Genomic DNA, 12,709 nt, shown 5'->3' with positions numbered 1-12,709 from the left:
ATCATGCTTCACCCTCAAATCAACGCGCATAAAGAAAGCCTCCCATTTCTCATGTCCAAGAAATGGGAGGCAGTTCACCCCTGTGGGCGGCGGGCTTTTCGTGTCAAAGGGTGTGTCGGGAGGACCTATGCAGACGGGTATGTATGCGATTAGCGAGATGGCGAGCTTGTTTAACGTTTCGCGCCAAACGCTCATCTACTACGACAAGATCGGTCTGTTTAAACCCGCCGTGGTTAACGAAAAAGGCTACCGTTTCTATTCGTCCACGCAGATCCCGCTCATGCGTCTGATCTGCATGCTGCGCGACTTGGGACTGGAACTCGATGAGATCGATCGCCTGACCTCGACGTTCGACATTGGAGAGATGACCGATCACCTGCGCTCGCGGGTGCAGGCGCTCGACGAGCAGATTGCCGGGCTCAAAGCCGAGCGCGCGAGCGTGCAGGAGCGGCTGAGTTTTTACGACGAGGCGGTCTATTGGCGCGAGCGCGAGGGCAAACCGGAGCTCAAGCAATTCGAGCGCCGCTACGTGGTCTTTGAGGAGTTCCCGAGCGATATCGAGCGTGGCCGCTCGATGCTGCACCCCACGCTCATGCGGGCGATTCTGCGCATGCGTGCGCTCACGGGCACACGCCCCATGCGCGGTTGGGGCGCCATGCTGCGTTGCGAGGCGCTGCATTCCGACGACCCCATCGCCGGTGCCGGTTCCTTTGCCGTGTTGCCGCGTGGTGCCGAGGAAATACTGCCGAGCGATCCTGCCGAGCTGGCGGAGATTGGCGTCGAGGTGCTGCCCGAGGGCACGTACCTGTGCATGAGTCGCTGGGGCATGCCGTACGAGCCCGAGGGTATCCGCGCCATCGTGGCCTGCATGGACAGGCACGCGCTCCAGCCCATCGGCAATGCTTTCGATTTTTGCTACCTGGACACCACGAGCTACGACGAGTCTCACCAAGAGGACTTCTGCTGTATCCAAATCCCCGTCGCCCTCAAATAACTTGCGGTGAAATAGTCCCTAAATAGCTCGAGTGGGCGTGCAAACAGGAACTATTCCACCGCAACTTCGATGCGACAAAGGAGCAGTCCTTTTTCGCATTCCGTGCGAGCCCTCGTGCCGTCTGGGGGTATAAGGCTAACAAGTGTTTATTTGCGAGGCCTAAGGGGCGCCCCGTATGGATATCGATAACTTTGAATGGTGGTATAGCGAGGGTGAGGCTCCGGACGAGGGGTGGGACGAGCCTACGCCGCGTGACGTGTCGAGCGACGAGGACGAGACCGGCAACGACGTCGCCGCCGACTCGGACGCCGCCCTCGATTCCGTCGAGCCCCTGACCTTCGAACAAGCTTGGGCCCAGGCCGAGGCAGACGAGGCCAAGGCCGACGCTACGGCCACGCTCGGCGAGCCAGCCGACATGTCGATCTCGCCGGCAAAGACCCCGCAGCCGCGTCACACCATCGATCCCGACAGCACGGCATCCTTCAGTATTCTCGACGTGCCCTCGCAGGGTGCCCAGGCGCCCGCGCCCACACGTCGCCCCAATCTGTCTCGCGAGGAAGATGCAGGACGTCGCTCTCCGCTCGGCCCCATCCTTATCGCCTTCATGGCCGGCGTTATCGCATGCTCGGTAATTGGAAACGTCTGGAGCCATGTTGAGCAACAGCGAAAAGACGCCGCCAAGGTCGAGATGTCTGTCGAGCAATCGCTCGGCCGCACGCGCTCGGTACATGTGTCGGTCGAGGTCAAGGACGGCGCGACGTGGGACACCGCGCGCGGCGACAGCCAAATGCTCATCCATATCGTGGGGCGCACGCTCAAAGGGCAGACGATCGACGAGTATCAATACGTCAATTCCGCTGGTGACGGCATCGAGCTCAAGCCCGGCGACTACGAGCTCACCGTCGATGAACCGCCCGTCGCCACCGACGGCACGCGCTTCCGCGCCTCAAAGCGCATGGTCCCCGTGAACTTTAACTCACAGGCGCCCGACACGGTCGACACTACACCGCAGGGCGGGTTCGACCTTTACGTGGATACCCAGTAGGCACTCGCCGCTCATTCCGCTATGGCTACTCAATAATCGCCTGCCGTCCCGTCCCGCCGCCAAGAGTGGGACAATAGCCCTCGACACTATTGTTTACTTTTGGAGGAAGTAGCATGTCTACCGTTACTACCATCAAGCGCGGCGGCCTCACCGCGGCCATCGATTCCATGGGCGCCCAGCTCACGAGCCTTGCCCTCAACGGCAACGAGTATCTGTGGCAGGGCGACCCCGCCTTTTGGGGCAAGCACGCGCCCATCCTGTTCCCCATTGTGGGCTCGCTGCGCAACAACACGGCAACGTCTGCGGCCGGTACCTGCGAGATGCCGCGCCACGGACTCGCGCGCATTGTCGAGCACAAGCTGGTCGAGGTTTCGGAGGACGGCTCCTCGGTAACGTACGAGATTACCGATACGCCCGAGTCGCTCAAGGCGTTCCCGTTCCACTTTAAGCTCAACATGACCTATGCCTTGACCGGCGACGCCACCCTCACGCAGACCTTTGCCGTCACCAACACCGGCGACGTGGACCTGCCGTTCTCGGTGGGCGGCCACCCCGCATTTAACGTGCCCGCCCCCGGTGCCGAGGACGAGGCGTTCGAGGATTACGAGTTGGCGTTTACCGAGGCTTGGACCAACGAGGCTCCCATCATCACGCCCGACGGTCTTATGACGTTCGAGGGCAGCTACAAGGCGCCCGATAACTCGGACGTGCTGCCCATCACGCACCGCAGCTTCGATAACGATGCCATCATGTTCACCGATACTCCGGGCTCCACGCTCACACTGCGCGGCCGCAAGTCGGGCCACGGCGTCAAGATCGACTTTGAGGGCTTTAAGTACATCGGCGTGTGGTCTGCCGCCAACGACGCTCCGTTTGTGGCGCTCGAGCCCTGGACCGGTCACACCACCATGGACACCGAGGACGACGTCTTTGAGCACAAGGTCAACACCATCACCTTGGCTCCCGGCGAGACGGATGTTCGCAGCTTTAGCGTTACCTTGCTCTAGAGGTTCCGCCGCTCGGTCGATGCTGCGCGTCGTCCAGAGCGACAAGTTGTCATTCAAAAGGCAAGACATAGACCTTCTGGTCATGCCTTGCCTTTTTCATGCCACTTGTTCGCTCTGGACGTCGCTCGCCGGCATTGCCAAAACATCGGCGTCCCCAATGGCTACCGTGTGTCTATTAATTTTTCGAGCTTGTGCTGCGCTGCTGGTCGCTGGCGTATATCCTGTTAAGTCGTCAGCATACGATTCAACAGGGAAGGCAGATTATGCATTCTCCCCAACAGTGCGATGCGCAGCGCCAGCCGGTATGCAGCCGTCGCATCTTTTTGGGTAGCGCCCTCGCTGCGAGCGCTTCCGTCGTCGCCGGCGCGCTTGCCGGCTGTCAGCGCCCGTCAACGCTCAAGGTGGTTCAGCCCACGACGGGCGGCGGTCGCGACGACCTGTCCGATTCCGTGATCGGCAAGGATAAGATCCGCATTGGCATGGAGGCGGCCTACGCCCCGTACAACTGGCAGGTCTCCGAGGCCAGCGAGTACACCATCCCCATCGACAACGTGCAGGGTGCCTATGCCGATGGCTACGACGTGCAGATCGCCAAGATCGTCTGCAAGGCCCTCGGTGGCGAGCCCGTTGCCGTCAAGCAGAGTTTCTCGGGCCTTATCGATTCGCTCAACAACGGCCAGATCGACCTCATCATTGCCGGCATGAGCGCCACGCCCGAGCGCGAGGAGTCCGTCGGCTTTTCCGACCCGTACTTCATTGGCTACTTTGGCCTGTTCGTAAAAGAGGGCTCGCCCTACCAAAATGCGACCAAGCTCAGCGACTTTAGCGGCGCTACGGTCCTCGGCCAAAAGGACACCATGCTCGATACCGTCATCGACGAAATCCCGGGCGTTGTGCACAAGAACCCGGTCGATTCGGTCCCCACGGTGTTTTCGAACCTGCTGCAGGGCACCTGCGACGCCGTGACCTACAACACCGAGAACGAGAAGGGCTATATGGCCCAAAACCCGGGCATCGTCCCCATTCAATTTGCCGAGGGCGAGGGCTTTAAGCAGGAGGTCACGGCAAACGTCGGCTGCCGCAAGGGCTCGGACAAACTGCTTAAGCTCATCGACAAGACACTCAAGGGCATTAGCCAAGAGGAGCGCGACCAAATGTGGGACGCGTGCCTCGACCGTCAGCCGGCATAGGGAGGCAGCATGAAAACCATCAATCGCCTGGCCTCCTTTATCAAGGCGGACCACCGTTATGTATACCTGGGCACGAGCGTCATCGCGGCGCTCGGCCTGGCGTTTAGCCAGCGCAACCCCACGCCGATGAGTTTCTTGGCGCCTACGGGCGTGTTCCAAGACTGCCTCTGGGCAATCCTTTGGGCCTGGCTCGTCGTGTCGGCGGCGGCGCTGGTCACCAAGCTCATGCACTGGAACGACTATCGCGAAAAGTCGCCGTTCGCATCCGAGCGCTGCCGTCGTGGCGCACGCCTGGGCAGCTACGTCGTGGTCGCCATCGCGGCGATCTTTTTCGTGGACCGCTGCGTCATGTCGTTTATCGACCTGGTGCAGGTGAGCATTGTCTCGGATTCCAACCCCAGCGACTTTTTGTCGAGCCTGGTCTACATGACCTACAAGAGCGGTGACTTCTTCATTCGCGGTATCGAGATCACCATCGCGCTTGCCACCTTCGGCACCGTCATCGCATTCTTCCTGGCGCTGCTCTTTGTGTTCCTGCGTATTCAGACCTTCGACCGCGTGGATAACGACCTGGTGCGCTTCTTTAAGAGTATCGGCCGCGGCTTTGCGACCATCTACTCCACCATCGTGCGCGGCACGCCCATGATGGTCCAGGGCCTGCTCATCTATTACGCGGGCTTCACCGTTTTGCGCGGCATGGGCTTCGAGACCGCCCAGGCCAACCAGATTTGGAGCACCTTCACCGCCGGCCTCGTTACCATCTCGCTCAACTCCACCGCCTACATGATGGAGGTCCTGCGCGGCGGCATCGAGTCCATCGATCCCGGCCAGGCCGAGGCGGCGCGCTCGCTGGGCCTGTCGCAGTGGCAAGCTATGCGTAAAGTCGTGTTCCCCCAGGGCATTAAAAACGCGATCCCGGCGCTCACCAACGAGCTCATCATCAACATCAAGGATTCGTCGGTGCTCTCGGTCATCGGCGTGTTTGACCTCATGTACGCCACCACCACCGTCGCCGGCGTGTACTACCGCCAGATGGAGGTCTACTGCGTGGCGCTCGTGGTCTACCTGATCCTGACGCTCGTGGCGAGCCGCCTGCTCGAGGCCTTTGGCAAAAAGCTCGGCGCCGAGGCTCCGGTCACGCTGCCCAGCTCCAACTAGGCTCAAGACGAGGAGAATCATCATGGCAGATACCGCCATTACCGGCGTTGCGGCCGCCGCACAGACCAATGAGCCGCTCATCCGCGTCGAGGGCCTGCGCAAGAGCTTCGGCTCGCTCGAGGTACTCAAGGGCATCGACCTGTCCGTCAATCCCGGCGAGGTCGTCACCATCATCGGCGCCTCGGGTTCGGGCAAGTCGACCTTCCTGCGCTGCCTCAACCTGCTCGAGACCCCGGACGCGGGCCACATCTGGTTCCACGGCCAGGACCTCACGGCCGAGCGCTGCAACATCAACAAGCTGCGCGAGGACATCGGCATGGTGTTCCAGGGCTTTAACCTGTTCAACAACATGGATGTGCTCGACAACTGCACGCTCGCGCCCGTCACGCTCAAAAAGATGAGCAAGGCCGAGGCCGAGAAGGTCGCGATGGAGCATCTGACGAGCGTGGGGCTCGAGAAGTTCGCGCACGCCGCCGTGGGTCGCCTGTCCGGCGGCCAAAAGCAGCGCGTTGCCATCGCTCGTGCCCTATGCATGAATCCGCAGATCATGCTGTTCGACGAGCCGACCTCCGCACTCGACCCCGAGATCGTGGGAGAGGTGCTCGAGGTCATGCGCAAGCTCGCTGCCGACGGCATGACCATGGTCGTCGTCACGCACGAGATGGCCTTTGCCCGCACGGTGTCCGACCGCGTGGTCTTTATGGACAAGGGCGTGGTCCTCGAGGACGCCGCGCCGGCCGAGCTCTTCGGCAATCCTAAGCACCAGCGCACCCGCGAGTTCCTCTCGCGTTATCTCAACGACAAATAATGCAAGCGAACGTGGCAAAGGGACCGCCTCTTTGCCACGTTGTTTTTGGAGGAAGGCATGGCCGAGGTTTGGCGCTTCTTTGCGCACGAGGATGATTTTGCCGATATCGACGAGGTCGGCGCGTGCGAGCGCCTGGGCCGCGTGCTGTCGTTTCCGACCATTTCGAGCATGGATACCGAGGCAGTGGACTGGCAGCCGTTCGACGACCTGCGCGCCTATATGCAGCAGGCCTGGCCGCACGTATTTACAGCGGGTAAGGTCGAGCTCATCGATCATTCGTTGCTGGTGACGCTTTCCGGCTCCGCCCCCGCACTCAAGCCCGTTGTGCTCATGGGTCACATGGACGTGGTCCCCGTGGTGCCGGGTACCGAGGACGACTGGACGTACGCCCCCTTTAGCGGGCATGTAGACGACACCTACATTTGGGGTCGCGGCGCTATCGATATGAAAGACCAGGTCGCAGGCATTCTCGAGGCGGTTGAGTATGCGCTGGCACACGGTTGGCAGCACGAGCGCACGCTGCTCCTGGCCTTTGGCCAGGACGAGGAGACTACGCAGTACGGCGCAGGTGCCATCGGCCGCGCGCTCGAGGAGCGCGGCATTGAGCTTGAGTACCTGATCGACGAGGGCGACTACCGCATCGTTTCGGCTGCCGAGTACAGCGCGGGCGAGGACTGGCTCATGCACGCCGACCTTGCCGAGAAGGGCTATGCCGATATCGTGCTCAAGACGAAGAGTGAGGGCGGGCATTCTTCCAACCCTTACGGTGGCACGTCGCTCGAAGTGCTCAGCCGCGCTATTGCCGCGATTTGCGATATCGAGTGGCCGGCGCGTGTGACCGATCTGCTTGCCGCGCAGCTCGTCGAGCTGGGGCTTTATACCGCAGACGAGATTGCTGCCAGCAAGGATGCCATCGTGCGCGACTGCCTTGCCAGCAAAAAGCTGTACCCGCTTGTGACCACCACCTGTGCGCCCACGCAAATCGAGGGCGGCAGTACCGGTGCCAACGTAATGCCGCAAGATATGTGGGTCAATATCAACTTCCGCATGCTCGAGGGTACGAGCGTGGCCGATGTCGTGGCCTGCTGCCGCGAGGCCGTTGCCACCGCTGGGCTCGCCGGCCGAGTCGAGGTCGAGCTGGGCCCCGGCAGCTCCGAGCCCTCGCCGTCCCCGCGCGTGGGCGGTCCGGGGCTCGAGGCCGTCCGCGCCATCGCCGCCCGCTATTTCCGTGATCCCAAGCCGACGGAGGAAAACGGATCGTCTGCGGTGGGCCAAGAGCCGATGAGCATCGTGCCCTCGACCGTGATTGGTGCAACCGATGCCGCCAACTACCAGCGCATTTGCCACGAGTGCATCCGCTTCTCCGCCTTTGTGGTCGACGATGACGAATGCGACCGCGGCGTCCACGGCACCAACGAGCGCATCACCCGTCGCGCCTACCTCCAAGGCATCCGCTTCCTCATCGCCCTGCTCCACACGCTCTAGCATGCGACAAAGGGACTGAGCCGATTTCATCGGTAATGAGACAAAAACTGTCATAGAATAAGACTAAGATATCTTAAGAGACATATGCTGGGGTTGGTATTCCTTGAACGACTGCGGGCATGTGCCAGACTGCCTCGGCCCCCGGGGAGCACCCGGGCAGGTCGCCGTGTGACTGGGGAGGAAATTATGCAGGAGCTCAGAGAGACGACGTCTCGACTCGTGAATAATGCTACCGGGGGGGGGTGTCTAAGCAGGGAACTTCCTGGTGAACACCGGCCGCGCGAGCGGTGGTCCGTCATGTCTTATGGTCGTCGTCGTGGGCTGCGCCCGGTCTCGCCATATGTGATTGTTTTGGCCCTCGCCGTCGCGCTGACGGCGAGTTTCTTCCTGCCGACCCGTGCGGAAGCGGCGTTTTCGGACCACACGGTTACGACGATTTCGCCTTCGGGGACAACAATCAACCTGTTTGATTACTGGGTGAATCCCGATGATCACCTGTCGGTTTCCGGCAACGGCGGCATCAACGCAAACCACCGGTTCCAGTTTAACGACGGCCAGGGTGGTGAGTCGCTCAACCGTTGGACGGGCGGCGAGAACCCGCAGTCCGGCATCGTCAACAACACGCTTTTCGACGGCTACCCGCGGCTTTCCGGTACCTGGGGCGGCAAGTCCCTCCGCTATCTGTTCGATTCCTCTGCCCAGACCGGCAAGACGTCCCATTTTGGCGTGACGGGCCTCCTCCAGGCTCAGGGCGGCTACTACGTCTATGACAGCACCCACAACTACGCAGCCTACAACGCTAACAAGAATGCCTTCGACATCTATGACACCGGGGGCGTTGGCAATTCGTCCCACCAGGGTCAGTTCTTCCCGTTCGACGCGGCAGACAAGGTGTTCAATGAGGAAAACGACCGGCTCGTCCAAAATGGCATCACGGCAGACAACACCGCGAGCTACAACGGTGGCAAGCCCGTCAACCATCACTTCGGTCTCTCAATGTCCACGCGATTCGTGCAGCCCGACGGCGGCAAGACGAACAAAGATGAGGACATGACCTTCGAGTTCGCCGGCGATGATGATGTCTGGGTGTTCATCGACGATGTCCTCGTGGGTGATATCGGCGGTATTCACGACCGCGCGAGTCTGAACATAAACTTTAAAACGGGCGACATTAAGGTGAACGGCAAGAGCGACGGCACGCTGCTGAGCAAGTACCAGGAGGCGCGCAAGGACGGCGACACGAGGTGGTACGGCAGCACCTTCGCCGACGGCACCAACCACACCCTCAAGTTCTTCTACCTGGAGCGCGGCGCCCTCTACTCCAACATGGAGCTCAAGTTCAACCTCGTGACGGTGCCCGAGTCCGACATCATAAAGTTCGACCAGGACGGCAAGTTCGTACAGGGTGCCGAGTTCCAGCTCTATAAGACCGATAAGGACTTCAAAACCGAGGGCGCGCTTCTCGGCTCCGGCACCACGGACGAGGCCGGCTGCCTAACGCTCACGAACGACGATGGCAGCGGCGTCATCAACTTCGACGATCTCTACAACAAGGATCACAGCAATAAGTACTACCTCCTGAAGGAGAAGACGAGCGTGCCCAAGGGATACCGCTCGAATCTCACGACGACGGATGGCAGCATGCACCTCGAGTACGAGCCCACGAGCGACAAGAACGGCGCGGGCGGCGTCATCATCAACCGCGGCGGTATGGACGCGGGCAGCGCCGTGTGGCGGACGGGTGCGTTCGCCGGCGCGAAGGAGACCATCACCGCGCCGTCGATCGTGTACAAGGCGAATGATGACCTGACGAAGCCCAACGACGCTGTCAGCCTGGACTCCGGCATACTGTTCGCTGTGGTGCTCAAGCGCGATAAAAGCGCAAGCATCAAAGATCCGAGCAGTTGGTACGCCGTGTCGGGCGACCCATCGACGGGAGCGGGATACACCCTCGCCAAGGAGCCGGGCACGGCCGGCGCTATCGAGGCGGCGAAGAAGGACCTGCACGCCTTCACGCTCAACACGAGCGGCCAGTACCAGGTAGAGATTCAAAATCTGCCCGGTGACATCTCCAAGTACTACTACTTGCTGAGCGGTGAGGCCCGCAAGGATGCCGAGTACACGGTGGCCATCTACCACACAACGGCGAGATCGATCGGCGACGCGACGCCTAAGAACACCGTCCACGTGTACAGCGACGACATCGCAGACGGCACGAACTTCAAGCGGCAGTTCGCCACGCGCCTGCTCGTCACGAACATCCAGAATCGCCTGTTCGTGCAGAAAACCGATACCGAGGGCAACCCCGTAGACGGCGCAACGTTCGGCTTGTACAAGGCGACAACGGACGCGAACGGCAAGGTTGTGCCCAAGGACGATCAGGGCCCCTATGACACCCTGACGACGGGGTCGGTCGACAACCCGGTCCGGCTCGAAGGGGCGGGCATATTCCCGTGTACGAGCGACGGCAACAAGCCGCTCAAGAATGGCACCTACTTCCTAAAGGAGGTCTCGGCGCCCAAGGGCTTCCTGCTTAACGACACGCTCACCAAGGTGATTGTGGACGATGACGGCGTCCATGCCGATGCTGGTACGGACGATGACGGCGTTTCGACGTTCGTGGGCCCGGGCGCGCTCATGAAGAGTCTGGGCCAGTTTGGCGCAGAGGGCGACATCGACAACACGCTCACGTGGATCAAGGGTACGCGGCAGACCTCGAATGGCGAGACCAATGTTAAAGGCAACCTGACGTGGACCGATGTCGAACCCGTGGGTGCAGACGACACAGTGCACCTCAAGTACGGCGCTAACGGACGCATGTACCAGTATGGGCCCACCGAGGAGGGCAAACCCTACCGCCTGGAGACCGAGACGGGCTGGATACGTATGGGTATCACCCAGGACGTGTCTGGTGACACTAATGCGAAGGGCGCCCGCGCCGATCTGGACGACATGAACCTGAATGCCCTGTTTACGGGCGCCACCTGTGTGCGCGTAGCGAACAAGCGCGAGGCGAGCCTCGAGGTGACGAAGAAGGTCGTGGTGCCAGCGGGCCTGACGGGAAAACCGGACGCGGGGTTCACCTTCAAGTTCACCGTGCCCACGACGGCGGGGAAGACGTACAAGGCCGCGGTGTTTGAGAACGCGGGGACCGCAAGCGAGAAGCAGGTCGGCAAAATATTCGACCTCGAGAACGGCCGCGAGCAGACCATCACGGACGGCCAGACGATCCGCGTGTACGGTCTCGCCGAGCACGACACCTACACGGTGCAGGAACTGACCGGTACGGACAAGATGCCGGCCGGCTTCACGCTGACCAAGCGCGAGCAGGGCGGCAACGCCCTGAGCGGCGAGGGCGACAGCATCTCCGGCACGATCGCGAAGAAGAACGCCGACGGCACGGTGGCCGAGGCCAACAAGCTGGCGTTCACGAACACCTACAGCGTAGAGCCGCCGGTGAAGCTCACCAATGCGTTCTGGGCACAGAAGGTGCTCCAGGGCCGTGACTGGAAGGGTGGCGATAGCTTCAAGATTTACCTGCGCACGGACAAGGGCACGCCGATGCCCGACGGTGCCGAGGATGCGCCCGTGAGTGGTATGACGCAGGTTGTGAAGACCGTCAAGAACGGGGACAAGTTCGACTTCGGCAATATTGAGTACGCCAAGCCCGGCACCTACACCTATCTCATTGCCGAGGCCACGCCGTCTCAAAACGACGCTGACTGGCTGCCCGGGTTCGGGTATTCGAGCGCTTCCTACCGCGTCACGGTGACGGTGAGGGATAACGGCGACGGCACGCTGTCGCAGCCGGCAGTCAAGATGGAGCAGACCTACACCGACGACGGTATGAGCCAAAAGGACAACCCGATCGAGGTCGCTGACAAAATCGCCAAGATCACGAACACCTATAACACCGATGAGAAGACCATCTCCTTCAACGTGCAGAAGACGTATGCCGACCAGTCCGGTGCAAATCCGCTTGTGAAGGATAAGTTCACGTTCCAGCTCGAGGCACTCGGCGGGATGAAGAATGATGCCGTGCCGAGTGGAGCCATCGATTTCGGCAAGCTCGCCACCTCCTACAGCGTCGGTGCCAGCAAGGTCCCCATGCCTAAGGGGTGCACGTCCACCACGACCACGGCGAAGAACGATGACGACGGTATCGCTGCGTTCCCGCAGATCACCTATACGATGGAGAGCGAGAACCTCACCTACGTGTACAAGGTGACCGAGGTCAAGGATTCCGATACATCGACGTCCAGTGGCATGGGCTACGACGATACGGTGTACTACGTGCTGGTGAAGAACCAGCAGGTTGATAACGAGTCTGGGACGGGTAAGTGCCTGTCCTCCACGGTCACGTATTGGAAGGCCGACGGCACGCAGCTGACGGACGCCAACGGATACATCCCGTTCAAGAACACCTACACGGTGACCCAGGCGACGTCGGCGCCGGTTAACGTGCAAAAGACGTTCACCGGGCGCGCGTGGGAGACGAGCGATGCGTTCGACTTCACCCTGACGCCGGCGGATGATGCGACGAGGGATGCGGTTAAAAACAAGGTCGTTACCCAGAGGAAGGCTACCGACTCCGATGAGACCGGCGATCTGACGACTAAGGTTGAGATCGCAGGCGCCGGTGACGCGACGCGTTCTGCAACCTTCGGTGCGGGCGACCTGGTGTTCACCAAGTCGGGCACGTATACGTTCAATGTGAACGAGACGAAGCCGACCGACGCGGATAAGACTGGTATTGCGTATGACGGCCATACGTCCACGGTGACGTACACAGTGACCGATATCGAGAACGGCAAGCACACCGGTAAGCTGACCGCGTCGGTTGCGTACGACAACAAGCAGGCGACGACGGATGCCGACCGGCAGGTGACGGACGCCGCCGCGTTCACCAACATCTATGCGGCCTCTGGTACCTACGCGGGCATCGATGTGACCAAGACTCTGGTTGGTACCCCGTTGAAGAATGGCATGTTCCCGTTCACCATCGAGGCGATGACGTATAAC

8 protein-coding genes are annotated in these 12,709 nt (G+C 61.0%); all 8 read left to right on the top strand.

Translation table 11 applies throughout. The annotated features are described in order from the left end of the window. The first annotated feature begins 127 nt into the window (after positions 1–127). Positions 128–994, top strand: a complete 867-nt coding sequence (locus AB5758_RS08780; protein ID WP_368141378.1) for a MerR family transcriptional regulator — start codon at positions 128–130, stop codon at positions 992–994. A 175-nt stretch (positions 995–1,169) separates the two neighbouring features. Next, the gene (locus tag AB5758_RS08775) at positions 1,170–2,039 is read left to right on the top strand and encodes a hypothetical protein (RefSeq protein WP_138375231.1); all 870 of its coding nucleotides are present in this window, start codon (positions 1,170–1,172) and stop codon (positions 2,037–2,039) included. Between the two features lie 113 nt (positions 2,040–2,152). Beyond that, on the top strand, positions 2,153–3,046 hold the full coding sequence (locus AB5758_RS08770; protein ID WP_117770541.1) for an aldose 1-epimerase family protein: 894 nt from the start codon (positions 2,153–2,155) through the stop codon (positions 3,044–3,046). A gap of 263 nt (positions 3,047–3,309) precedes the next feature. Further along, the gene (locus AB5758_RS08765; RefSeq protein ID WP_138375232.1) at positions 3,310–4,236 is read left to right on the top strand and encodes a transporter substrate-binding domain-containing protein; all 927 of its coding nucleotides are present in this window, start codon (positions 3,310–3,312) and stop codon (positions 4,234–4,236) included. A 9-nt stretch (positions 4,237–4,245) separates the two neighbouring features. Then, complete coding sequence (locus AB5758_RS08760; protein WP_138375233.1) at positions 4,246–5,394, top strand: amino acid ABC transporter permease; 1,149 nt, start codon at positions 4,246–4,248, stop codon at positions 5,392–5,394. A 22-nt stretch (positions 5,395–5,416) separates the two neighbouring features. After that, positions 5,417–6,202 (top strand): amino acid ABC transporter ATP-binding protein, encoded by a 786-nt coding sequence (locus AB5758_RS08755; protein WP_161115378.1) that lies wholly within the window; start codon positions 5,417–5,419, stop codon positions 6,200–6,202. A gap of 57 nt (positions 6,203–6,259) precedes the next feature. Next, positions 6,260–7,687, top strand: coding sequence for a M20/M25/M40 family metallo-hydrolase (locus tag AB5758_RS08750; RefSeq protein ID WP_161115377.1), 1,428 nt, complete (start codon positions 6,260–6,262; stop codon positions 7,685–7,687). Positions 7,688–7,984: 297 nt separating this feature from the next. After that, positions 7,985–12,709 (top strand): Spy0128 family protein (locus AB5758_RS08745; protein WP_368155501.1); only part of this gene is annotated, 4,725 nt, incomplete at its 3' end.

Origin of the sequence: Collinsella aerofaciens, from assembly GCF_040926405.1 — a bacterium.
In the GTDB taxonomy this organism is placed as follows: Bacteria; Actinomycetota; Coriobacteriia; order Coriobacteriales; family Coriobacteriaceae; genus Collinsella.
Note: the sequence above shows the minus strand (reverse complement) of the source record. Positions and strands in the feature narration are given on the sequence as shown.